The 23070-nt window shown below is 70.6% G+C and carries 18 protein-coding genes; 4 read left to right on the forward strand and 14 right to left on the reverse strand.

Annotation, left to right across the window (positions count from 1 at the left end; translation table 11 throughout):
- Nucleotides 1–357 precede the first annotated feature (357 nt).
- From MFF21_RS03690 to MFF21_RS03710, 5 genes are all read right to left on the reverse strand, one after another.
- Complete coding sequence (locus tag MFF21_RS03690; RefSeq protein WP_238309852.1) at nt 358–585, reverse strand: hypothetical protein; 228 nt, start codon at nt 583–585, stop codon at nt 358–360.
- Nucleotides 586–860: 275 nt separating this feature from the next.
- Nucleotides 861–1727, reverse strand: a complete 867-nt coding sequence (locus MFF21_RS03695) for a WecB/TagA/CpsF family glycosyltransferase (protein WP_238309853.1) — start codon at nt 1725–1727, stop codon at nt 861–863.
- A 7-nt stretch (nt 1728–1734) separates the two neighbouring features.
- Nucleotides 1735–3213, reverse strand: a complete 1479-nt coding sequence (locus MFF21_RS03700) for a GumC family protein (RefSeq protein WP_238309854.1) — start codon at nt 3211–3213, stop codon at nt 1735–1737.
- A gap of 330 nt (nt 3214–3543) precedes the next feature.
- A complete protein-coding gene (locus MFF21_RS03705; RefSeq protein WP_238309855.1) occupies nt 3544–4641 on the reverse strand; it encodes a glycosyltransferase in 1098 nt (365 codons plus the stop codon).
- Nucleotides 4638–6659 (reverse strand): glycosyltransferase, encoded by a 2022-nt coding sequence (locus MFF21_RS03710; RefSeq protein ID WP_238309856.1) that lies wholly within the window; start codon nt 6657–6659, stop codon nt 4638–4640. Before MFF21_RS03710 ends, MFF21_RS03705 begins: the two co-directional genes overlap by 4 nt.
- A gap of 278 nt (nt 6660–6937) precedes the next feature.
- Here MFF21_RS03710 and MFF21_RS03715 point away from each other — a divergent pair, with 278 nt between their 5' ends.
- On the forward strand, nt 6938–8905 hold the full coding sequence (locus tag MFF21_RS03715) for a putative bifunctional diguanylate cyclase/phosphodiesterase (protein WP_238309857.1): 1968 nt from the start codon (nt 6938–6940) through the stop codon (nt 8903–8905).
- 144 nt (nt 8906–9049) lie between these two features.
- On the opposite strand, the gene recA is transcribed toward MFF21_RS03715, so the two are convergent.
- From recA to flgB, 8 genes are all read right to left on the reverse strand, one after another.
- Nucleotides 9050–10141 carry a recombinase RecA gene (gene recA, locus MFF21_RS03720; protein ID WP_238309858.1) on the reverse strand — a complete coding sequence of 364 codons (1092 nt, stop codon included), beginning with the start codon at nt 10139–10141 and terminating at the stop codon, nt 9050–9052.
- Nucleotides 10142–10393: 252 nt separating this feature from the next.
- A complete protein-coding gene (gene cckA / locus MFF21_RS03725; protein ID WP_238309859.1) occupies nt 10394–13075 on the reverse strand; it encodes a cell cycle histidine kinase CckA in 2682 nt (893 codons plus the stop codon).
- 130 nt (nt 13076–13205) lie between these two features.
- Nucleotides 13206–14273, reverse strand: a complete 1068-nt coding sequence (gene flhB, locus MFF21_RS03730) for a flagellar biosynthesis protein FlhB (protein ID WP_238309860.1) — start codon at nt 14271–14273, stop codon at nt 13206–13208.
- A 26-nt stretch (nt 14274–14299) separates the two neighbouring features.
- Entirely contained in the window at nt 14300–15064 is a 765-nt protein-coding gene (gene fliR / locus MFF21_RS03735) for a flagellar biosynthetic protein FliR (RefSeq protein WP_238309861.1), read from the reverse strand.
- 29 nt (nt 15065–15093) lie between these two features.
- On the reverse strand, nt 15094–15360 hold the full coding sequence (gene fliQ, locus MFF21_RS03740; protein WP_276518052.1) for a flagellar biosynthesis protein FliQ: 267 nt from the start codon (nt 15358–15360) through the stop codon (nt 15094–15096).
- Between the two features lie 11 nt (nt 15361–15371).
- Nucleotides 15372–15686: a flagellar hook-basal body complex protein FliE gene (gene fliE, locus MFF21_RS03745; RefSeq protein WP_238309862.1), complete on the reverse strand. Its 315-nt coding sequence runs from the start codon at nt 15684–15686 to the stop codon at nt 15372–15374.
- A 5-nt stretch (nt 15687–15691) separates the two neighbouring features.
- Nucleotides 15692–16102, reverse strand: a complete 411-nt coding sequence (gene flgC / locus MFF21_RS03750) for a flagellar basal body rod protein FlgC (RefSeq protein ID WP_238309863.1) — start codon at nt 16100–16102, stop codon at nt 15692–15694.
- 21 nt (nt 16103–16123) lie between these two features.
- A complete protein-coding gene (gene flgB, locus MFF21_RS03755) occupies nt 16124–16543 on the reverse strand; it encodes a flagellar basal body rod protein FlgB (protein ID WP_238309864.1) in 420 nt (139 codons plus the stop codon).
- A 273-nt stretch (nt 16544–16816) separates the two neighbouring features.
- On the opposite strand from flgB, the gene MFF21_RS03760 reads away from it, so the two are divergent.
- The 3 genes from MFF21_RS03760 to MFF21_RS03770 all read left to right on the forward strand — a co-directional run bounded on the left by MFF21_RS03760 (nt 16817) and on the right by MFF21_RS03770 (nt 19462).
- On the forward strand, nt 16817–18109 hold the full coding sequence (locus MFF21_RS03760; protein WP_238309865.1) for a hypothetical protein: 1293 nt from the start codon (nt 16817–16819) through the stop codon (nt 18107–18109).
- Between the two features lie 81 nt (nt 18110–18190).
- The gene (gene fliP, locus MFF21_RS03765; protein WP_238309866.1) at nt 18191–18946 is read left to right on the forward strand and encodes a flagellar type III secretion system pore protein FliP; all 756 of its coding nucleotides are present in this window, start codon (nt 18191–18193) and stop codon (nt 18944–18946) included.
- Between the two features lie 108 nt (nt 18947–19054).
- Nucleotides 19055–19462, forward strand: coding sequence for a DoxX family protein (locus tag MFF21_RS03770; protein WP_238309867.1), 408 nt, complete (start codon nt 19055–19057; stop codon nt 19460–19462).
- 3 nt (nt 19463–19465) lie between these two features.
- On the opposite strand, the gene MFF21_RS03775 is transcribed toward MFF21_RS03770, so the two are convergent.
- Nucleotides 19466–22804 (reverse strand): dihydrolipoyllysine-residue succinyltransferase component of 2-oxoglutarate dehydrogenase complex, encoded by a 3339-nt coding sequence (locus MFF21_RS03775; RefSeq protein ID WP_238309868.1) that lies wholly within the window; start codon nt 22802–22804, stop codon nt 19466–19468.
- Nucleotides 22805–23070 lie beyond the last annotated feature (266 nt).

The following is a 23070-nucleotide window of genomic DNA, read 5'->3' on the forward strand; positions in this document are numbered from 1 at the left end:
CAGAAAGCATTCGCCCCGTGAAGGTTCCAGACGAAGAGGCCCTCTCACCAAAAAAACAGCGCCGCATGACGGCACAGGCCCGGTCCTTTACGATCACAGATGCGATAGTTGTTTATTATAAAAACTATAGGTTGCCGAAGCGATCCTGTCGGGCGACGCGTCGGGACATGATGGGAGGTGCCGGGAAGATCAGACCGAGACCCGTTCCGGTCGTATGGTAAAGAGAACCTGTCGCTGTCGCTGTCCTCGTGACGCGACAACGAGGCGATCGGCCGGACATCGTAAGAGAGGGATTGGAAGAGGCCCGGACTCAGCGCGTCCGGGCTCCAGGCACGCGAAGACGTGGCGACGGCTCCCTCAGTTCCGGAAGAGGCTGGCGACGTTCTTCTTGAGGAACTTGACGATGATGTCAGGCGCCTTCGGCCGATAATCCGGCGGCTTCGGCGTTTTTCTCCTATGAGCAGCAACGTCGAAGAAATTTTCTTCAAGCTTGGACATATCGGTCCAGAAGCCGCCGTTGATGACCGCGAGATCCTCGTCCTTCAGGCGGATCGGTGCGACTTGCCCGGCAGATTGGGGCGTCATAGCAAAACTCCTGGTTGATGTTTCCAGGAATGCAGATTTTGCATCCGGGACACGGGGTCGATCCTGAAGAGTTTCAGGTTCCGGCCTGCGTCGGATGGATTTCTATTGATTATGGACGTATCGATTCCGTGTGTGTCGACACGCCGGGCCGGCGGCGGCTCTCGATTCGCGCGACACCGCGCCATCCTCCGACGAATCGGGGTCACTTCGCCGGAAGGCACCCCGACAGAGCGCCTATACCGCCTCCGGCCTCGGCCCGTATGCGGGTTCCTGCGTCACGGGAGACGGTGCGCGGAAAAAATCGCCCGGCGGCGGGGGCCGGCGAGGATCCAGAGGAAACGCCAGGAGCGCAGGAAGTAGCGCGCGAAGAGCCGCCGCGGGGCACGGGCGAAGCGGAACAACCATTCGAGGCCGATAGGCTGCATCCAGGCCGGTGCGCGCGCGGCGAGCCCCGCCGCGCCGTCGAGGGCCTCCCCCACGGCGAGCACCACGGGATCGCCGAGGAGCGCCCCGTGCCGGTCGACCCAGATCTCGGATTTCGGGGCGCCGACGCCCATCACCAGAAGCGTGGTGCCATGGTCCGCGATCCGGGCGGCCAGCGCCTTGGAATAGGCCTCGTTCGCCTCGAAGCCGAAGGGCGGCACCTCCCAGGCGATCGCCTCCGGCGGCAGCCCCTTGTCGACGAAGCGGCGCGCCAGCGCCTCCGCGCCCGCCGCCGAGGCGGCGATCAGGAAGATCCGGCGGCCGGGTGCCTGGGGCTGCGCCAGGGCGCTCGCCATCAGGTCGTGCCCCGTGATCCGTTGGGCGCCGGTCGCGCCCTTCAGCCGGGCGAGCCAGACCAGGGGCATGCCGTCGAGGGTGCGCAGGGTCGCGCCGGCATAGGCCCGGCGGAAGGCCGCGTTCTCGGACAGGACGACGATGTGGTCGACATTGGCGGTCACGATCAGCCGCGGGCGGCTGCTGCGGCCGGAGGCGGCCAGGGCGAGCGCCTCTTCGGCGGAGCCGGTGAAGAAGCTCGCCCCGAAGAGAGACAGGCCCAGGCCGGCGGGGCGCCGAACAGACCAGGCCGGGGAGGCCGCTGCCGGGCCGGCCGCGGCGCTCCGTTCCACCCGCGTGCCGCCGGGGAGGGCGAAGTCGGGCATCGCCTCGTCAGACATCGGCGGCCCGCAGGCTGCGCGCCGCGGGAACCGGCCGCTTCTGCGGGCGGGCGCGGCGGCGGTCCCGGTCCGCCCCGAGCATCAGGGCGATCCCCGCGCCGAGGCCGAGGCCGAGCACCAGGGCGAGGGGCAGGATCAGCTTCGGGCTCGGCGGCCAGGAGCGCTGCCGGGCCGGGGTCGCGCTGGAGATGATGCGCACGTTGGTGTTGTTGAGGCGTTCCTGCTCGCCCGCCTCGCGGGAGCGGCGCAGGAAGGTTTCGTAGACGGATCGGCGGGAATCCACCTCGCGCTCCAGTTCGCGCAGCCCGACGGTGGCGCGCTCGTTCACGGCCATATCCGTCTTCACGCGGTCAAGGTTCCGGCGGATCGCCGTCTCGCTCGCGGCGGCCCGCTCGTAATCCTTCTGCGAGGTGTCGATGATGCGCTCCTTTTCCCGCTGGATCAGGCGCTGCAGGTCGCGCTGCTGCGCGTATTGCTCGGCCATGGCCGGGTGCCGGGCGCCGAGCCGGGTGGCGAGCTCGGCGGTGTTGCGCGAGAGCGTGGCGTATTGCTGCCGCAGGGCCTGCATCTCCAGGGATTGCAGCATCTCGGGCAGCGCCGTGCTGGCATCGCCCGCCCGCATCGCCCGGGCCTGGTCGAGCCGGGCCTTGGCCTCGGCGGCGCGGATCTGCGCGGCGACCAGCTGCTGGTTCAGGTCGCCGAGCTGCTGGTCGTTGAGCAGGCGGCCGCTTGAGGTGGTGAGGCGGTTCTCCTCCCGGTACTTCACGACCTTGCCCTCGGCCTCCTCGACGCCCTGGCGCAGGGCCGCGAGCCGGGAGGACAGGGCGTCGGAGGCGCGGCGGGCGGCCTCGGTGCGGGCGGCGGTCTCCTCGGCGAAATAGGCGTCGCCCACCGCATTGGCGATGTCGGCGGCCTTCTGCGGGTCCTTGGACTGGACGGAGACGTCGATCACGAAGGTGCGCTCGGGCCGGCGCACGGTCATCTTGGTGCGCAGGGTGTCGAGGGCGATGTTCACGGGGTCGCGGCTCGCCGGGGGCGGCATCATGCCGAGGGCGTGCTTGACCGCATTGACCACCGGGTTGGTGCCGTCGGGCTTGGCGAATTCGTCGTCCTTGTCGAGGCCGAGGCGCTCGACCACTCGGCGCAGCACGTTGTCGGACTGGATCACGCGGACCTGGCTCTCGGCCAGAGACACGCCGGCATCGGCCTGGGGGGCGCGGGCGGTGACCTCGTTGTCGACGACGCGCAGGTCGGACGGGTCGATCAGCACCTGGATGCCGGAGGTGTAGGACGGGGTCATGAGCCCCAGCACCGCCACCGCGGCGGCGACCATGAACAGCGCGCCGAGGACGACGAAACCCGCCCCCGCCCAGAGGCGGCGCAGGAGCGTGGCCGCGTTCGGGCCGGCTTCGCCCTCCACCACCTCGATCCGGACCGGCTCGCCCCGGAAGGGGCTCGCGAAGTCGAACATCTGTCTCGTCCTTCATGGCCCGAGGCCGGGCCCGGGAAACGCTCTCTCCCCGGGTCGCCGTCCCGCTCCGGCACAGCGGCGCAAGGAATGGGTAACCAACCGCAACCGCGATGCCAGATGCCGGCCCCGCGTCCTCCGACATATCCACCAAATCCGCGTGCCGTTGCATGCCGCAGATCAGGTCTCAGCCGATTTACCTCTCGGTAATCTTAATGTTCGCACCGGAGGCGGCCCCGTTCAGCGCGACTTGTTGGCGAAATCAGGACCGGAGGCGCGGTTGCGGCGTCCATCCACCGCGACCGTCGGTAGCAGAACGGGACGGCGGGGCGGTCAGCGGCGCTGGCTGTCCCGCGGCGGAACGCTTGCTGCGGGATCCTCCCCGTAGACGGAGGGGCCCCGGCTCAGGAAGGCGCGGAAGCGTTCCGCGTCGGCGGCGGCGAGCGCGTTCCAGCGGGCGACATTGGCCCGCGCCGCCCGCCCGTGGCCCGGGGCGCCGGCGAAGGCGAGGAGCGCCGCGGCGCTCGCCGCCGGGTCGCGCGGGTCGATCAGCAGGCCCGACCGGTCCAGCACCTCGGCGAAGACGGCACCGCGGGGCGCCGCCACCGGCAATCCGCCATGCTGCACCTCGAGCAGGGGCAGGCCGAGCCCCTCCGCCTTCGAGGTCGAGAGCAGGAGATGCGACCGGGCGACCAGCGCCCGCAACGCCGCATCCGCCAGGTAGCCGTGATGGTGCAGGAAGGGCGGCGGCGCATCGAGGAAATCCGCCGCGCCCCAGCCCCGCCGTCCGACGATGTGCAGCTCCGCCTCCACGCCGCCGGCCCGGAGCGCCGCGGCGATGGCGAGGGCGGCGGGATAGTCCTTGCGCGGCTCCACCGTGCCGATGGCGAGGAGGCGCAGGGTCTCCCCGGGCCGGTGGGGCGCGGGGTCGGGCAGGTCCGCGAGGCCGAACACGTCGCGCACCGGCGGGCGCAGCAGCGCCACCAGCGCGTCGGCCCGGCAGCGCGCCCGCAGGGCCTCGCCGGTGGTGCGCGAATTGACCAGGAAGCGCTGGCCGAACCGCATCGCGAGGGCGAAGCTCGGCGCCATATAGGCCCTGGCCCGCCAGTTCAGCTCGTCCGGCCGGTCGAGCAGGAAGGTGTCGTGGACATAGGTCAGGCAGCGCGCGCCCAGGAGCAGCGCCAGCGGCCCCGGCGGGAAGCCGGGGAAGACCAGGGCCGCCGCCCGGTCGCGCCATCCGCGGGCCGGGATCCCGATCTGCTGCTTGAGGATCATCCCCGGCAGGGAGCGGCTGCGCAGGCACCGCACGGGATGGGGCGCCAGCCGCTCCGGGGCGAACAGGTCAAGGGCGACGCGCTCGAGTCCCGTCACGTGCCCGCGCACATGGCTGAGATCGAGCAGGACGGGCCGGGGCGGGGGCGCCGCGCTCATGGGGCCCCCGTCAGCCGCCGCCGCGCCAGGGCGGCGAGGTAGAGCCCGCGGCGCAGGGGCAGGGGCAGGCGCTCGCCGAACAGCCGGCGCTTGAGGCCGCGCAGGCGGCGCAGCGGGGCCGGGGAGGGGGCATCGACGGTGCCGGTCGCCCCCGGATCCCGCTCCGCGGCGAAGGCGAAGCGGGCGAGCAGCTCCGGCCCGAACACGAGCCGCCCGTCCCGGGTCAGAGCCGGTCCCGCGCCCCAGTCCCGCAGGGCCTCGTGCAGGGAGAGCACGGCCGCGGCGTGGCTGTGCCGGCTCTCGAACAGCAGGCGCGCCGTGGCCCCGTAGCGCGCCCGCGCCGCCCCGTCGGCGATCAGGGCGTTCAGCGCCCGCGCCAGCGCCCCGGGCAGGGGCTCGGCGCAGAGCCCCGTCACCTCGTGCAGGACGGCGGAGGTCAGCCCCGTCGCCCGGTAGGCGACACTGGGCAACCCGCACAGGCCGGCCTCGATCGCGGTCTGGCCGAGGGTCTCCAGCCGGCTCGCGGTGAGGTGGATGTCGCAGGCGGCCATCCATTGCGCGAGGCGGCCCTCGTCCGCCACCGGCCCGGCGAGATGCAGGTTGGCGACGCCCAGCGCCGCCGGATCGTCGAGCCGGCCGAGGGCGACGAAGCCCACGCCCGGCCGGGCGCAGGCCTGCAAGGTCGCGGCGAGGTCGGCAAACCCCTTCTCCGGCGCGTCCGCGATCACGGCGCCGAACACCACCAGCACGTCGTCCGGCGGCAGGCCGAGCGCCCGGCGCAGGGCCGCCCGGTCCTGGGGGCGGAACACCCCGGTGGGCAGGGCGAGCCGCAGGGGCGCGCTCACGGCGCCGGGGGGCGCCAGCGCCTTGGCCCGGCCGAGGGTCCAGTCGGAATTGGCAAGCAGCAGCAGCCGCTCGCCCCGGGCCAGCACGGCGCGCTTGCGGGCATGGATCCCGGCGATGCGCCGCCGGCCGAGCTGCGGATACTGGTCCGGGGAGGGGCAGCGCGCGTCGCAGCCCGTCGCGATCAGGCCGCATGCCTTGGGATGGGCGCAGCGCCCGGTCAGCGCGAACAGGTCGTGCAGCACCAGGGCGGTGGGCACGCGCTCCACCACGCGGCCGAGGGCGTCGAGGCTGCGCGTCGCCCCGTGCAGGTTGCCGGCGAGGACGAGGTCGTAGGCCGGGGCGCGCCCGGCGATCCGCGCCTCGGCCCGCGGGAAGACATCCGTCCATTCCGCCGCGGCGCTCGCGGAGTCCTCGTCCAGGCGGACGGGTTCGGCCGCGTGGCCGCAGAGGGCCAGCGCCTCGGCGAGGCGCCTTTGGGCGATGCCCGCCCCGCCGCGGGGGCCGGAATCGGTGAGGATGGCCAGGGCGAGGGCCGGCCCCGGCTCCGGCGGCCGGGCCGGCGTGATCCGCACCGGGCGGCCGATCCGCGTGGAGGGCGCACCGGACACGGCGAGGCGGGCGATCAGGGCCGGGAGATCGCGGGGCGCGGGCTTGTCCCCGCCGAGCGCCGAGCGGAGGGCGCGCCGGTCGACGAGGCAGCCGCTGCCGTCGCCGGGCCCGGCCAGGGCCGGCTCCGCCAGCAGGCAGAGGGCGCGCGGCGCCGTGTCCGCGTGCAGGGTCAGGCCGAAGGTCAGGGCGGCCCCGGTCATCGCCCGCGCGAGCACCAGGGCCGCGAGCGCCCCCGGCACCAGGGATTCCCCGGCTTCGAGTAGCAGGAGGGCCTCGGCCCGCTCGTCCGCCAGCAGCGCGGAAAGCTGCGGCGCGTCGCCGGGGGCGAGCCGGATCAGGCGCAGCTCCGGATAGGCCTCGGCGGCGACCGAGGCGGCGGCCGCCTCGCCGCCGGGACCGGCCGGGACGAGGACGGCGAGGCAGGGCCAGGCGCGTCCGCCCGGCAGGCGATCGGGCCGGGGATCGCAGTGGACGGCCTCGGTCCGGGGCCAGCCGCCGAGGCCATGGCCCGACCGCCCGTGCTGGCCGTCCGGACCGATCGAGGAGGAGGAAGGGATCTGCAAGGAGCGCCGCCGTGACCGCCTGGGACCACGCCACGATTTCTCGTGACGGCGCAAGCCGTCGCGCTCGACGCCTCGTGATCGCCCGCGACGCGCCCCGATCCACACGACAACGAGATCGGAAAAACAGGAATTTTAGATCTAAGTAACAGAGAGCGATTAGCGTTCCTATTCAGTGAAAAAGAAAAGAGCCTGATAAGAACAGGCTCCATACCTCACCCGTGCAATGGCATCGGACTACTTACCTTAAGTTGTGTCGAACCGATCCGGTACTTCGTCCGATGAGCAAGACCACCCTCGGCCATCGACTTCTGAGCGGGCTTCGCGCCCCCAGGCCCGGCGACCGGATCGCCGCCCAGCAGCTGGCGGGGCTGCAGAAGCAGGTTCAGTCGCTCTACGCCCTGCTCTGCATCAACGCCCTCGTCCTGGCCTTCACCCATCGAGACGTCGCGCCGACGATGCTGACCCTCTGGGTTCCGGTCGCGCTCGTGATGTTCTGTGGCCTGCGCGCCTTCAAGTGGTGGCGCCTGCGCCCCGAAACTCTGACCGAGGCGGAGGCCGTGCGTCACCTGCGCCACACGAGCCTGCTGAGCGTCGTGATGGCGCTCGCCTTCGTGAGCTGGGCCCTGCTCCTCGACGTCTATGGCGGTCCCTACGAGCGCTCGCACGTGACGATCTTCGCGGCCGTCACGATCATGGCCTGCATCTTCTGCCTGACGCACCTGCCGGTCGCCGCATTCGCCGCCACCGGGATCGTCGTCAGCATCTACTTGATCCATTGCTTCGCGAGCGAGAACGAAGTGTTCATCGCCATGGGCCTGAACATCGCCTTCGTCACGGCGGTGATGGTGCGCGTGCTCACCACCAACTTCCTGGTCTTCATTCGCCTGATCGAATCGCAGGCCGAGACGCAGCGGCTCCTGGAAGAGAACGCCCATCTCGCTCATACCGACAGCCTGACCGGCCTGCCCAACCGCCGCTTCTTCTTTCAGCGCCTCGACACGCTGATCGCGGCCTCCGCCCGGGACGGCAGCACCTTCGCGCTAGCCATCTTCGATCTCGATCGGTTCAAGCCGATCAACGACACCTACGGCCACAATATCGGCGACCGGGTGCTGGCCGAGACCGGCCGCCGGCTCGCCACGTTCGCCGGGCCCGAGGCGATCGTGACGCGGCTCGGCGGTGACGAGTTCGGCCTCCTCCTCCGCAAGTGCGGATCGGCCGCCCAGGTCACCGGCTTCTGCAACCGCATCTGCGAGGCGCTGCATGCGCCGATCCGTCTCGGGGAGATCCAGGTCTTCACGGGCTGCTCCGGCGGCCTCGCCCTCTATCCGAGCGGAGGGCGCCAAGCCGATGCCCTGTTCGACCGGGCCGATTACGCGCTCTATCACTCCAAGGAGCATCAGCGCGGGGTCACGACCCTGTTCTCGCACGAGCACGAGGACGCGATCCGCGCCGAACGCGCGGTGGAGACCACGCTTCAGAGCGCCGATCTCGAGGCCGAGATGAGCGTGCACTACCAGCCGATCCTGGACGCGGCGAACGGCACGGTCGCCCTGGTGGAGGGGCTCGCCCGCTGGACGAGCCCCTCCCTCGGCCCGGTGCCGCCCGACCGCTTCATCGCCGCCGCGGAACGCTGCGGCATGATTCACACCCTGACCACCCTGCTCCTGCGCAAGGCGCTGCGCGAGGCCGCGCGACTGCCGCCGGGCGTCGGCCTGTCGTTCAACCTGTCCTCGCAGGATCTCGTCTCACCCGAGACGGTGCTCGCGATCCTCGCCATCGTGCGCAACAGCGGGATCGATCCGCAGCGATTGACCCTGGAACTGACGGAGACGGCGGTGATGGGCGATTTCGAGCGGGCTCGGCAATCGATCGCCACGCTGCGGACGCTCGGCATCAAGATCGCGCTCGACGATTTCGGAACCGGCTATTCCAGCCTCGGCTACGTGCATCGCCTGCCGTTGGACAAGATCAAGATCGACCGCAGCTTCATGGCGGACCTCGATTCCGAGCTCGGCCGCAGCGTGGTCACCACGATCATCGACCTGTGCCAGAATCTCGGGGTCGACGGCATCGCCGAGGGGATCGAGACACAGGATCAGTTCCAGGCGGTGCGCCGCTACGGCTGCCGCTACATCCAGGGCTACCTGATCGGCGCCCCGATGCCGATCGACGCGCTGCTCGAGCGGATCGAGGCTATCACCGCCGCCCCCCCCCAGCGCGCGGCGCTCGGTGGAGTCCTCTGAGGCGCACCCGACGAAGGGGGCCGGTTCGTCGAAAGAACCCTTGCCGAAAGGCGGGCATGGAGGTGCCGGCCCCAGCAGCCGGGGCGGACACGGCGCGGCGCCCCGCCCCGGTTTCCGGGACGAGGGGCCGGGCTTTCGTTGCGATCAGGCCTCGCCGGGCTCGAGATCGTCCTCGGTGGGCTGCGCGTTCTCCAGGATCCGGTCGGCGACGAGGCCGGAATTCTGGCGGATCGAGGCCTCGATCTTGGCCGCGATGTCCGGGTTGTCGCGCAGGAAGCCCTTGGCGTTCTCGCGGCCCTGGCCGAGGCGCTGGCTCGAATAGGAGAACCAGGCGCCCGACTTCTCGACGATGCCGGCCTTGACGCCGAGATCGATCAGCTCGCCGACCTTGGACACGCCCTCGCCGAACATGATGTCGAACTCGACCTGCTTGAAGGGCGGCGCGACCTTGTTCTTGACGACCTTGACGCGGACCTGGTTGCCGATGGCCTCGTCCCGGTCCTTGAGCGTCGAGACGCGGCGGATGTCGAGGCGCACCGAGGCGTAGAACTTGAGCGCGTTGCCGCCGGTGGTCGTCTCCGGGCTGCCATACATCACGCCGATCTTCATCCGGATCTGGTTGATGAAGATCACCATGCAGTTCGAGCGGGAGATCGAGCCGGTGAGCTTGCGCAGGGCCTGGCTCATCAGGCGGGCCTGGAGGCCGGGCTGGCTCTCGCCCATCTCGCCCTCGATCTCGGCCCGGGGCGTCAGCGCCGCCACGGAATCGACCACGAGCACGTCGATCGCGCCGGAGCGGACCAGGGTGTCGGTGATCTCGAGGGCCTGCTCGCCGGTATCGGGCTGGGAGATCAGCAGGTCGTCGAGATTGACGCCGAGCTTGCGCGCATAGACCGGATCGAGGGCGTGCTCCGCATCGACGAAGGCGCAGACGCCGCCCTTCTTCTGCGCTTCCGCGATGGTGTGGAGCGCGAGCGTGGTCTTGCCGGAGGATTCGGGGCCGTAGATCTCGATGACGCGGCCGCGGGGCAGGCCGCCGACGCCGAGGGCGATGTCGAGGCCGAGCGAGCCGGTCGAGATCGTCTCGACCTCCTGCACCTTGTCGGCCTTGCCGAGGCGCATGATCGAGCCCTTGCCGAAGGCCCGCTCGATCTGCGTCAGCGCCGCTTCGATCGCCTTCGACTTGTCCTTGTCCATGGTCGAAGGTTCCACCATCTTGAGCGCGGCCTGGGCCATCCGGGGCTCCTTATGCATGGGGTGGGCGCCGTTCTCAACGCCCCTGTCTCCGGATTTTTGTACGCCTTTTGTTCTCGTTTTGCAAGCGTTCCGTTCGCATTTTCCGTGGCGGCTCGACTCCTCAAGCCGCCTCGAAGCCTTCGGCCCGGGGCTTCGGAGCCGAAGGCCAGCGGCCTCGGAGCCCCGCGGTGGGGACAGCCGCCAGCCTTTCCCGGAGAGGGGCGCGGAACGGACCGGGTCAGCCGGCCCGGATCAGCCGGCCATGGTCTTCTTCACGGTCTCGACGAGCTGCTTCAGGCTGAAGGGCTTGGGCAGGAAGTTGAAGGTCTCGCCCTCGGGCAGGTTCTTGCGGAACGCGTCTTCCGCATAGCCGGAGACGAAGATCATCTTCAGGTCGGGCCGGCTCTTGCGCATCTCCCGAAGCAGAGTCGGGCCGTCCATCTCGGGCATGACCACATCCGACACGACGACATCGATGACGACGTCCTCCTGTTGGATCAGCTTCAGCGCCTCTATTCCGGAGGCCGCCTCGAGAACCGTATAGCCGCGGGCGGACAACGCACGGGAATTGACCGCGCGCACCGGATCCTCGTCCTCCACCAGCAGCACGGTGGCCTGGCCGGTATGGTCGGCTCCGACCTTGACCGGGGGCGGGGCGGGGGGTGCCGGGGCGGCCTCGGCCCCTGTGGGCGTAAGCGCTTGATCCGGAACGGCTTCCAGCGCCGGATCGGCCCGCAGCAGCACCGCCTGGGCCGGCTTCTGCGCCGACCGGCCGGCCTCGCCGGCAGGCTCCTCCGCCGGCTCGTGCCGGGGCAGGTAGATGCGGAAGGCCGTGCCCTCGCCGACCTTGGACTGGACGTCGATGGTGCCGCCCGACTGCTTGACGATGCCGAACACCGTCGAGAGCCCGAGTCCGGTGCCTTTGCCGATTTCTTTCGTCGTAAAGAACGGCTCGAAGATCTTCTCCATGACGTCCGGCGGAATACCTTCGCCGGTGTCGAGGACTTCGATCAACACGTGATCCCCTTCGGGCACGCCGACCGGGCGCTCGCTTCCCTTGGCGACATTTGCGGTGCGGATCACCAGGCGGCCGCCCGAGGGCATCGCGTCCCGGGCATTGACCGCGAGGTTCACGATCACCTGCTCGAACTGGTTCACGTCGGCCTTGATCGGCCAGATGTCGCGCCCGTGCTTCAGGTCGAGATCGACCCGCTCGCCGAGCAGCCGCTTCAGGAGCAGGGTCAGGTCGGAGAGCGCCTCCCCGACATTCATCACCTCCGGTCGCAGGGTCTGGCGCCGGGAGAAGGCGAGCAGCTGGCGCACCAGGCCCGCGGCCCGGTTCGCGTTCTGCTTGATCTGCATGATGTCCTGAAAGACGTGGTCCGTCGGCTTGTGGCTCGCGATGAGCAGGTCCGAATAGCCGATGATCGCCTGCAGCACGTTGTTGAAATCGTGGGCGATTCCGCCGGCGAGCTGGCCGACCGTGTCCATCTTCTGGGTCTGGGCGATCTGCTGCTCGAGCTGGCGCTGGGCGGTGGTGTCCAGGGCGTAGAGGATCACCCGCTCGCGGTCGCCGAGCCCGTCCTCGGCGGAGCCGGAGGAGCCCTCCGAACCGGCGGCGCTCAGCCAGACCCGGGCGGAGCGGTTGCCGGCCCCGACGAGGCCGACCTCGATCGGCTCGGCCTCGCCGAAGCCCCCCGTCGCCCGGGCGAGGGCCGCGTCCACGGTGCCCCGGTCGCGCTCGATCACCGCCTCGCGCATCACCGGCTCGGCGAAGCCGTCGCCGTCCTCCGTGGGCTGGCGCGGCATGCCGCCGAACAGGCGCACGAAGGAGGCGTTGGCCCGGGCGATCCGCCCGGTCTGGTCGAGGGTGGCGATGGCGATCGGGCTGTTGTTGAGGAAGCGCGCGAGCCGCACCTCGGCCGCCCGCTGCGGCTCGTCGCTCTCGGCGCCGGCGGAGCGGTTGAGCACGAAGGTACGCGACGGCCCGGGCTTGCCGTCCTGGCCGAAGGCGACCCGGTGATAGAGCCGTGCGGGGAGGGGATGGCCGTTGCGCCGGCGCAGGTCGACGTCGAAGCGGTCGGTGCGCACCTCGCCCGCAAGCCCGGCGGCGCCGATGAACACGTCGGCGCCGGGCGCGATCTCGGTGAGGCGCAGGCCGCCCGAGCCCACCGTGGCGAGGTCGTAGCCGAGCCAGGAGGCCAGCGTCGCATTCATGTAGACGATCGACCCGGCCGGATCGATCGAGAGGAAGCCGGCCGGGGCGTGGTCGAGATAGTCGATCGCGTGCTGGAGCTCCTGGAAGACGTTCTCCTGGCGCTCGCGCTCGTGGGTGATGTCGCTCACCGTCCAGAGCACCGCCGCCCGCCGCGTCCGGGCGATCGGGCGCACGGAGATGCGGTACCAGGCGAAGTCGCGCTCCGGCGCGCCGCCGGGCGGGGGCGACATCCGGATCTCCTCCGTATGCGCGCGGTCGTCCCGGGCGGCCTGGGCGAGGCGATAGACCGCCTCCGACACCTCCGGCGCGCCCACGAAGATGCGCTCCACGGAGCGCAGGGTGCTGAAGCTGTCGCCGCCGGAGAGGCGCATATAGGCCTCGTTGGCGTAGATCAGCCGGCCGCCCTCCTCGACGACGACGGTGCCCTCGGGGGCCGCGTCGACGATGCCGCGGGTGATGTCGTCGCGGGCCGAGGGGCCGGCAAGCTGAAGCGCGCCGATCGCCAGGGCGAAGAGGAAGAACACGCCCGCCATGGCGAGCAGCGCCAGAAGCCCCAGGATGAGGGGCTGCGCCTGCTCGTTGGCAACGAAGGACAGGCCGACGGCGGCGCCGACCAGCAGCCCGGCCAGCATCAGCAGCAGGCCGACCCGGCCCGGCCGCTCGGATCGATCGATAGAGCCCACCGCCGGAACCGGCGCTCCGCCCGCCTCAGCCATCAGTCATCATCCATCCGGCGCGCCGTCCGGCCGGCCCGCACCCTGTCGCGTCCCGGCCCGAGGGGGGCAAAGCGCCCGATATCGCTCGCAAAAAAAGGTGCATAAACCGTGGCGTCCGGCCGTTCCGGCCTCACGCGGCCCGGCGACGCAGGCGAAGCACGAAACCAATCACCTCCGCAACCGCACGGTAGTGTTCCGCCGGGATCTCCTCGCCGACCTCGACGGTGGCATGCAGGGCGCGGGCGAGGGGCGGGTTCTCCATCACCGGCACGTCGTGGTCCTTGGCGAGGGCCCGGATGCGCAGCGCCAAGGAATCGACGCCCTTGGCGACGCAGATCGGTGCGGGCATGCCGGGCTCGTAGCGCAGGGCCACGGCGAAGTGGGTCGGGTTGGTCACGACCACGGTGGCGGTCGGCACGGCGGCCATCATCCGCTTCTTCACCCGCGCATTGCGCAGCTGCCGCAGGCGTCCCTTCACCTCGGGATTGCCCTCGCTCTCCTTGTGCTCCTGCTTCAACTCCTCCTTGGACATGCGCAGGCGCTGGCGCCAGCGGTAGCGCTGGTAGAAGGCATCCCCGAGCACGATCGCGAGATAGGCCGCGAGCATGCCGCCCATCATCCGCAGGCTCAAGGACAGGACCGCCTGGAGCAGGCCGCCGGGTTCGAGATGGGCGAAGGATTCGAGCCGGTCCCGTTCGCTCCAGAGCAGCGTCCCGGCCACCGCGCCGACGACGATGAGCTTGGCGAGGCCCTTGCCGAACTGGAACCAGGCCTCCATCCCGAAGATGCGCTTGATACCCGAGAGCGGCGAGATCCGCTCGAATTTCGGCATCAGGGTCTCGGCGGTGAAGACCGGGCGATGCTGGAGGAAACCCGCCGCCAGCGCCGCCACGCCGGCCACGCCCGCCGGAATCGCCAGCGCCTGCAGCACGATCAGGAAGGTGCGGCCGGCGATGCCGGCATAGGCATGCTCGTCCGAGGGCACGGCATGGGCATTGGCCAGGAAGCCCCGCATGTCGAAGAGCAGCCGCCGCGCCACGGGCGAGGCGGCGACCAGCAGCACCAGGGTGAAGGCGCCGAGGATCGCGAAGGTGTTGATCTCGACGCTGGTGGCGACGTCGCCGCGCTCGATCGCCTGTTCCAGACGCCGCGGGGTCGGGTCTTCGGTCTTGTCTTCCTGCTCGGCGCCCTCGGCCACGACTCACACCTCCCCGACGGGGCGTGTCAGCGCCCGAGGAAATCGCCGAGATAGCGGCCGAGATCGTCCAGGAAAACGCCCATCACCACCCCCAGCGCCCCGAGCAGGATCAGCATGCCGATCAGGATCGAGGCGGGGACGGCGACGAAGAACACCTGCAATTGCGGCATCAGCCGCGACAACACGCCGAGCCCGAGATTGAACAGGATCGCGAAGGCGATGAAGGGCGCCGAGATCTGCAGGGCGAGGGCGAAGCCCCGCGCCATGGCCCTGAGGGCGAGCTGCGCCGCCTCCCCCAAGCCCGGCACCCCCTCGGGCGGGAGCAGGGTGTAGCTGCGCCCGACCGCCTCCAGGGCGAGATGGTGCAGGTCGGTGGCGAAGATCAGCGTCACCCCGAGCAGCGTCAGGAAGTTGCCGAGCGCCGCCTGCTGGCCGCCCATGGTCGGGTCGACGGTCATGGCATAGGACAGGCCGAGCGCCTGCGAGATCACGATGCCCGCCGTCTGCAGGGCGGCGAGCACCATGCGCACCGCGAGCCCCAGCACGAGCCCGACCACCAGCTCGCCGAAGAGCAGCGCGATCAGCCCGGGGCCCGCCAGGGCGCCGTTCGTCGCCGGCAGGAGCGGCCGGACCATGGGGAAGAGCAGGAGCGCCACCAGCAGGGCGAAGGCGAGCCGGATCCGCGCCGAGACGAGCTGCTCGCCGATTCCCGGCATCAGCATGATGAGGGTGCCGACCCGCGCGAAGGTGAGCAGGTAGGCCGCCGCGATTCCCGGCAGGAGCAGGTTCATGGCCCGTCATAGCAGGGGACCGGCCAAGGTTAACCGCCGGATGCGATCCGGGCGGCGATGCGGGTCATGTAGCCGGCCAGCGCGTCGCCCATGAACGGCAGCATCAGCAGCATGGCGCCGAACACCGCGACGATCTTGGGCACGTAGATCAGCGTCTGTTCCTGGATCTGGGTGAGCGCCTGGAACAGGGAGACGGCGAGGCCCACGAGGAGGGCCACGATCATGAGCGGTCCGGCGACCTTCAGGAAGGTGAAGATGCCGTCGCGGGCGATGTCGAGGATGGCGAGGCCGGTCACGGGCGAAGTCCTCAGATCGGCATCCGCATGATCTCTTCGTAAGCCGAGATCACGCGGTCGCGCACGGCGACGAGGGTCTGGAGGGCGGTCTCGCTCTCCGCGACGGCGGTGACGACGTCGACGACGTTCGCCTTGCCCCCGGCGACGGCGAGCGCCTGCCCGTCCGCCTTGGCGCCGGCCTGGGCGATGTTGTCGAGGGTCTGGGTCAGGAGGGCCGAGAAGCCGCCGTCCGAGCCGCTGGTCTGAAGCGGCTTCTGGACGGCGCCCGTGCGCCCGACGGACTGGGCGGCGGCGTAGGCGCCGGCGGCGAAAGCGGAGGTGGCCATGCGCGTCACGCCTTCAGGATTTCGAGGGTGCGGGAGATCATCCGCCGCGTCGCGGTGACCATGTTCAGGTTCGCCTCGTAGGAGCGCTGGGCCTCGCGCATGTCCATGTTCTCGACGAGCGCGTTCACGTTGGGCAGGCGCACCTCGCCGCGGGCGTCGGCGGAGGGGTTGTTGGGATCGTACTTCGTGCGGAACGGGCTCTGGTCGCGGCGCACGCGGCCGGTCTCGAGCACGTTCGCGCCGAGCTCGCGGTCGAAATGCTGGCTGAAGGTCGGGATCTTGCGCCGATAGGGCTCGCCGCCGGCATTCGGGGAGACCGAATCCGCGTTGGCGATGTTCTCGGCGATGACCCGCATGCGGCCGGACTGGGCCTTGAGGCCCGAAGCGGCGATCGCCAGCGTCTTGATGAAATCCATGGCCGCCTCGCGTCAGGATCGTCAGCGCTTGCCGACGGCGATCTTCAGGGCCTCAAGGCTCTTCTGGTAGAGCGAGGCGGCGAGCTGATAGTCCGACTGGTTGTCGCCGGCCTTCAGCATCTCCTCCTCGAGATTCACGCCGTTCCCGCTCGGCCGCACCTCGAAGCCCTGAAAGCGGCGGGGATCGGCCCCCGCGCCGGAGGCCGCCGCCAGCCCGATATGGTTCGGGCTCGTCCGGGCGAGGCCGTCGCTGCCGATCTCGGCGGAGGCGGGCGCGGCGAGCCCGCGGATCTCGTTGGGACTCGGCATCGACAGATCGCGGGGCTTGAAGCCCGGCATGTCGGCATTGGCCACGTTCTCGGCGAGGAGCGACTGGCGCGCCTGGTGCCAGTGCATCTTGGTGCGCAGCATCCCGAGGATGGGCAGGTCGGTCAGAGACATCGGATCCAGAGCCCTCGGCGCGGTCAGGGCCGCTCCCCGCCGGCCGCCCCCTCGGGGAGCGGGGCCGGTGGGCAAAATCTGCCGCCTGCATGGTTAATGGAGCGTTAAGCGATCCGACCGCGGGACGCGTCTCGGCGTGCCGGCCGCTGGGGCGCCCGGGGAAACTGTTAACGAAATCCTTCCCTTGATTGCCCAGGCCGCTTCGGGCGGCGATACTGTTCCAGGTGTAATGCGTAGGGCCTTTCTGCGGCCCTGAACCGAGAGTGTCGGGTCTTGCAGTCCTTTTTCAGTTCGGACGGCTCGTTCCTCCTTCAGTTTCTGGTCGTCTTCCTCGTCATTCTCGTCCTGTTGATGGGCGCGGTCTTCCTGTTCCGGCGGCTCGTCGGGCGGGGGATGTCGCTCTCGTCCAAGACGACCCAGCGCGGGCGCCAGCCGCGGCTCGGCATCGTCGACATCTACGAGCTCGACCGGGCCCGCCAGCTCATCCTGCTGCGCCGGGACAATGTCGAGCACCTGCTCCTCGTCGGCGGCCCGAACGACGTGGTGATCGAGCGCAACATCCAGCGGGGCGCCGGCACCCGGCTCGGCCCGGAGCTGATACGGCCCGAGCTCGCCCCCGACGCCGCGCCCGGCGCGGAGGGAGAAGGGCCGAGCCTGGATTCGCCGCAGGCGGAACAGTCGCTGTTCGCGGAGCCGGTCTTCGCGATGCCGACCGTCGTGGAGACCCCGCCGCCTTCGCTCGCGCCGAAGGCCGCGCAACCCGAGCCGTCGCTTCCGGATCAGGGGCTCTTCGTTCCCGAGCCTCCCGCGGAGGAGGCGTCGACGCCGCAGAGCCGCACCAGGGCCGCCCTCTCGACGGCGAGCCGGGTCGTGATGCGGCGGACCCCGCCGCCGCTGGTCACGCCCAAGCTCGAACCGGCCTCCGAGCGCCAGCGCGACAAGCCCGACCTGTCCGCTGCGGAATCCTTCGGGCCGCCCCCCGTGCTGCCGCCGGGCGAGACGCGCCCGGTCGACCCGGCGGTGCTCTCGGACATGGCGCGCCAGCTCCAGGATGCCCTGCGCCGGCCGTCCTCCGCCGTGACCCCGGCCCCGGCCCGGCAGGCCGGGCTCGGGCCCGTCCTCCCCACCGGCATTCCGCCCGCGCCGGATTCCAGCGCCTCCGCCTCGCTCCCCGGACCGGATCCGATCGCGGCCGGCATGGCGGCCTCCCAGGCTCTGAACCCGACGCCATCGCCCGAGGACGCGCCCGCCCGTCCGAACGCACCGGAGAGCACGGAGAATCCGGCGGCGCCCGTCGCCGCTTCGAAGCCGGCACCGCCTCTGCCTCCGAAGCCGGCGCCCCTGGCTTCGAAGCCGGAGCCGGGGACGCTTCGAAGCCCCCCGATCCCCGTTCCGCCGCCGGCCGCCGTCGCCGGGCCGGAAAAGCCCGCCGAGCTTGCCGCCGATCCGAAGCCCGCCGCCCCCCAGCCCGGCGCGGCGCCGGCCTCGCCCAATCCCTTCTCGGTGGAGGAGATCGAGGCCGAATTCGCGCGTCTGCTGGGGCGTCCGATCGACAAGAAGAACTGAGACCTGCGGGCGCATTCGGCGGAGGGGCGTGGCTTCGCGCCGCTTGCCGGAGGCGGAGCCCCGACGCAGGTTGCCCGCGCCATGAGCCGGCCGAATCACTTCCTTTCCAGACGTCTCGCCGGCCTCGGCCTGGGCTTCCTGCTCCTGGTGGGCGGTCCGAGCCTCGCCGTCGCGCAGAGCCTGACCGTCGATCTCGGCACGGGCGGAGCGACCGAGCGGGCGCTCCAGCTTGTCGCGCTGATCACGGTGCTGGCGCTCGCGCCCTCCGTGCTGGTGATGGCCACCTCCTTCACGCGGATCGTGGTGGTGCTGTCGATCCTGCGCTCGGCGCTCGGCACGCAGACCGCGCCGCCCAATGCCGTCATCGTGAGCCTGGCGCTGTTCCTCACCGCCTTCGTCATGGCCCCGACGGGCCGGGAGGCCTACCGCGCGGGAATCGAGCCCCTGGTGGCGGGGCAGATCAGCCAGTCGCAGGCCTTCGAGCGGGCCTCGGCCCCCTTCAAGACCTTCATGCTGCGCAATGTGCGGGAGAAGGACCTGAAGCTCTTCCTCGACATGGCGAAGGTGCCCACGCCCTCCGGGCCGGAGGCGGTGGGGCTGGAGATCGTGACGCCCGCCTTTATGATCTCGGAGCTGCGCCGGGCCTTCGAGATCGGCTTCCTCCTGTTCATCCCCTTCCTGATCATCGATCTGGTGGTCGCCTCGGTGCTGATGGCGGTCGGCATGATGATGGTGCCGCCCGCCACCGTGGCGCTCCCGTTCAAGCTGATCTTCTTCGTGCTCGTCGACGGCTGGACGCTGGTGGCGGGCTCGCTGATCCAGAGCTACGGCGCCTGAGCGCCGCGGCCCTGCCCAACCAGGAATTGACTCCGCCGCGCCGTTGCAGGCGCAGTGACGCTGCGGCGCGACAATCGGCGGCCGCGGGAAGACGAGGACGATGGCATCATGGGCGTCGAGACGATCACTGCGACCTGGGGTCCGCGCATGCTCAGCATCCTGCGGATCGTCTCGGGGCTCGTCTTCATGGCGCACGGCACCCAGAAGATCCTGGGCTTCCCGGCGAGCGCCATGAACCCGCCGATCCTGTCGATGCCGGGCATCGCTGGCCTGCTCGAGCTTGTCGGCGGCGCCCTGCTGATCGTCGGCTTCCTCAGCCGCCCGGTCGCCTTCATCCTGTCGGGCGAGATGGCGGTCGCCTATTTCCTCGCCCATGCGCCGAAGAGCTTCTTCCCGGCGCTGAACGGGGGCGATGCCGCGATCCTGTTCTGCTTCGTCTTCCTCTACATCGCAGTGGCCGGCCCCGGCCCCTGGAGCGTCGATGCGCAGCTGCGGCGCGGCACCGCTGCCGTCTGATCGTCAGCCCGGCGGCGGGGGCTGGGGCGCCTCGGCTCTGGTCTCCGGCGCAGGCTGCGCCGGAGACCCGGCGCCCGCCTCGGGCTTGCCGCGCTCGGGCACGGCACTGTCCGGATAGCGCTTGCGGTACTCGGCCAGGAAGGAGGCCAGCGTCTCGGCCGAGGTGGCGCGGCGGGCGATGTCCCGGAAGGCGGTGGTACGCGGTGCGTCGCTCCGGGTCAGGAGAGTGAAGGTTCGCGCATCCGACGTCTCCGCCATGCCGGCCGAGAACTTCGCCTTCAGGCGCTCGAGCCCGAGGCTTTCACCGGACAGGCCGTAGGCGATCGCCGCGCGGATCACGTCGCCCCGGGCCGCGTCGTCGAGGGGACGGCCGCTGCGCCAAGCCTCGCCGAGGAGCCCCTCATGCGCCTCGCCCGCCTCACGCCAGCGCCGGGCGGACCACAGGATGTCGGCGCGCAGGCGGTCGATATCCGGCCCCGTCTCCCCTTCGATGGATTCCAGGGCGAGGTCCGTCCGCGTCAGATCGGAGAGGGCACGGGCGCGCAGCAGGGAGCGGGCCCGCCGCAGATCCTCCGGCAATTCGGGGAGATAGGTTGCATCCAGCGTCTGAAGGGCATCGAGGGGCTTGCCCTCCATCAGCCGCACCGTCGCGAGACGCGCGGCGACGCTCGACCGGGCAGGGCCGGTCAGACGATGGTTGACCTGATGATCCAGGAGCTCGTCGGCGGAATCGAGCAGGTCGAGGGAGACGAGCCGGTCGGCCAGGCGGCGTACGATCTCGTCCGCCCGGCGGCCGGCGGGGGCGAAGTCCTTGAAATCGAAGTAGAGAGACAGCGCCTCGATCGCGCCGAGCTTGTCGGCGCGTTCTCCGAGATAGAGATCCTCGAAAAGCTTCAAGGCGGCATCGTTGAGGGTCCTCGTCGCCGGCGCGTCCGGAGCGAGGGCATTGGCCCGCCGTGTCATGGTGAAGACGGCGCGCCACCGCCCGACCTCGGTATAGAGGCGGCCGAGCGCCCCCATGGTCTCGATCTCGGTATTGCCCCCGTGCCAGGTCAGGACCAGCACCTCCAGCCGCTCGATCACCTCGGCGGCCGCCATCTTGCCCATGGCATTGGCGACGAGCGCCGCACGCAGGGCGGCGGCGGCGGCGACCGGCCGCACGGCGTTCGCACTCAGGGCTTCGTAGGATTCCAAGGCCGCCGCCGTACGGCCGGTCGCCTCGTCGACCTTGGCGCGCAGATAGGCCATCCGATCGCGGATCTCCGGGGTGGCTTCGCGGAGGGCGGCCTCGGAGGCCTGGGCGGCGGCGTCCCAATCGGCGATCTCGACCGCCGCCTCCGCCGACGCCGCCTGCAGAACGGAAACCAGATCCTCGGGATAGCGGGCGAGGACGGATTCGCCGGCGCGCAGATCCGCGTCCGCATCCTTCCAGCGGGACGCCTGAACCTCCGCGAAGCCGCGCCAGAGACGCGCTTCCGGGTTGATGAGGAGGGACGGTTGCGACAGCAGCTTCACCGCCTCCTCGGCACGCCCGAGGCGCGCGGCGAGGATACCGCGCATCAGCACGGTCATCTTGTCGTTGTCGAGAACGGGGTCTTCGGCCGTCGCGGCCGCGAGGACGCCGACCGCCTCGGCATCGAGCCCATTGGCCATCATCGCCTTCGCAAGGGCGACCCGCGCCGCCGGCCGGTCCGTGCGCTCCGCCGCCACTACGGTCGCGAACCGCTCGCGCAGGGTGCTGCGCACGGCGCCGCGCCGCGCAGCGTTCCAGGCGGCGCTGTCGATCACCAGATCGGCAACGGGCCCGACGGCCGCGTCGGCCGGGCGCGAGACCGAGGACAGGGCGAGTCCACCGATCCGCCCGATCGTGACCCCGTCGAGATCCGGCCGCACGTTGAGATCATCCGCAACAGCCAGGACCGCGAGCCCGACGCGGCTCGGGAGCAGCTCAAAATCGACGAAGCGCTGCGCCTTCGGGATCCCCATCTGCCGGCCCGCACCGGCGGTCACGACCGCGACACGCTCACCATCGAGCGTGAGCCAGTGGGCCCCTCCGGGAGCCGGCAGGGGCACGGTGATGCCCATGCGTCCTCCGGAGCCGGCCTGACGCTCCGGGATCAGCGATTCGCTGGGCGTCAGGTCGTCTCCCGCCACGATCTCCCAGCCGTCCGGCTCGCGCACGGGAACGAGATCGACCAGTCTCCCGGGCTGTTTGGCGTAGCGCACCAGGGCGAAACGGCCCGATCGTTCGACGCCGCCGATCGCCGACAATCCGGCCAGCTGCTTCTGCGGCGCGATGACGGGCTCGTCCGTCTCGAAAACCGCCGTGAGAATGCCCGCCCGCTCGAAGAAAGCCGCCTTGACCGGGGCTTTGAAGGGAAAGACGAGGCCCGTCCCGGCGCGCCGTCGCGGCGTCGCCGAGGCAGGCGGTTCGGCGGTTCTGACGGTAGGAGGGGGGCCTTTGGTACTCGGGTTCGGCGGTGATCGTCCCGCGGCGCCGGCAGGGTCCGCGGCCGCCTCGTTCTTCGTCGCCTTGTCGAGGATGGTCTGGGCAAGCGTCTCTGCGGCCTTTTCGGGGGCCGGACCGGGCGGCTTGGTCAGCAGGTCGATCGCCAGATCGGCCTCATCCCGCACGATTTTCGTGGAGACGCCTTGAGCCGGCGTCGCGACGAGGCGAGCCCCCTTCTCGTCGTTCTCGACCGATATCTTTCCGATCTTGGCATCGAGGCGCCCGCGGATCGCACGATCGTCGATGTGCCAGGCGCCGGGCAGCGAGAGGCTCGTCGCGCCGCCGTTCTCCGTGACGTTCGGTACGGCTTCCGAAGGCAGCTTCAGGCTGAGTCGAGCCCGGCCGGGCGTCAGGGCGAGTTCGACGGCGAGCGTCTTCGGTGGCGGAGCGGCGTTGCGCGCCTTCAGGGCGGCCTCGGCGCGCTCGGCACGGCGGGCCAGCTCGGCGACGACCTCGGGGGGCAGGGGCGGCGGAAAACCGGTCCAGCTTTCCGGAAGCAGATCGATATAGACCTGCTCACCGGCCTCCTGGACGCTGATGCGATAGGGTTTCTGCAGGGCGAGCCGCAGCGCCGATCCGTCCGGGTCTCGGCGGACCGCTGTGACGAAGTCGGGCATGCCCGTGGCGATCCGCTCGGGCCCGGCGGAGACGCGCTCCCCGTAACTGAGCACCAGCACCGTGCCGGAGATTCGTCCCTTGACCGGGACCGGTGTGTCGAAGCTCAGGATGATCCGGCCGAAGCCTTGGGGCTGACTTCCGATGGCGGAGAGGAGCTTCGCGGCTTGGGCGGAAATAGGGGCGGCGACCATGCCGGCCGCCAGAAGAACGAGCATACGCGCGGCCCGTCGGACGCGCCGTAGCGGCTTCCCTGTCTCGGCCCCGACTTTCATCGCGCCCGTTCGAACCTCCTGCCGCCGAGATCGGGGCGGCATCGGCCCCACGCCTCATCAGGCCCCGAGTCTTGCAGAATGGGGTGAACGTGGATTTAACCTCCTCTCCCCCAGTTCAGCGACGCGTGCGCCGATGCGCCATGCCTCCGATCGCCTCTGGCGAGCCCGCGGCATATCAGGTTGCTTCTGTGGATCGGTTCCCTTACTGC

Origin of the sequence: Methylobacterium organophilum (assembly GCF_022179465.1) — a bacterium.
Lineage (GTDB): Bacteria > Pseudomonadota > Alphaproteobacteria > Rhizobiales > Beijerinckiaceae > Methylobacterium > Methylobacterium organophilum.

Excerpts from the sequence above, each read along its gene's own strand:
- fliR (WP_238309861.1), bottom strand. The coding sequence starts at position 15,064 with ATGAACCTGCTCCTGCCGGGAATCGCGGCGGCCTACCTGCTCACCTTC.
- MFF21_RS03715 (WP_238309857.1), top strand. The coding sequence starts at position 6,938 with ATGAGCAAGACCACCCTCGGCCATCGACTTCTGAGCGGGCTTCGCGCC.
- flgB (WP_238309864.1), bottom strand. The coding sequence starts at position 16,543 with ATGTCTCTGACCGACCTGCCCATCCTCGGGATGCTGCGCACCAAGATG.
- fliP (WP_238309866.1), top strand. The coding sequence starts at position 18,191 with ATGAGCCGGCCGAATCACTTCCTTTCCAGACGTCTCGCCGGCCTCGGC.
- fliE (WP_238309862.1), bottom strand. The coding sequence starts at position 15,686 with ATGGCCACCTCCGCTTTCGCCGCCGGCGCCTACGCCGCCGCCCAGTCC.
- MFF21_RS03705 (WP_238309855.1), bottom strand. The coding sequence starts at position 4,641 with ATGAGCGCGGCGCCCCCGCCCCGGCCCGTCCTGCTCGATCTCAGCCAT.
- MFF21_RS03775 (WP_238309868.1), bottom strand. The coding sequence starts at position 22,804 with ATGCTCGTTCTTCTGGCGGCCGGCATGGTCGCCGCCCCTATTTCCGCC.
- MFF21_RS03700 (WP_238309854.1), bottom strand. The coding sequence starts at position 3,213 with ATGTTCGACTTCGCGAGCCCCTTCCGGGGCGAGCCGGTCCGGATCGAG.
- cckA (WP_238309859.1), bottom strand. The coding sequence starts at position 13,075 with ATGGCTGAGGCGGGCGGAGCGCCGGTTCCGGCGGTGGGCTCTATCGAT.
- MFF21_RS03770 (WP_238309867.1), top strand. The coding sequence starts at position 19,055 with ATGGGCGTCGAGACGATCACTGCGACCTGGGGTCCGCGCATGCTCAGC.
- MFF21_RS03695 (WP_238309853.1), bottom strand. The coding sequence starts at position 1,727 with ATGCCCGACTTCGCCCTCCCCGGCGGCACGCGGGTGGAACGGAGCGCC.
- flgC (WP_238309863.1), bottom strand. The coding sequence starts at position 16,102 with ATGGATTTCATCAAGACGCTGGCGATCGCCGCTTCGGGCCTCAAGGCC.
- MFF21_RS03690 (WP_238309852.1), bottom strand. The coding sequence starts at position 585 with ATGACGCCCCAATCTGCCGGGCAAGTCGCACCGATCCGCCTGAAGGAC.
- recA (WP_238309858.1), bottom strand. The coding sequence starts at position 10,141 with ATGGCCCAGGCCGCGCTCAAGATGGTGGAACCTTCGACCATGGACAAG.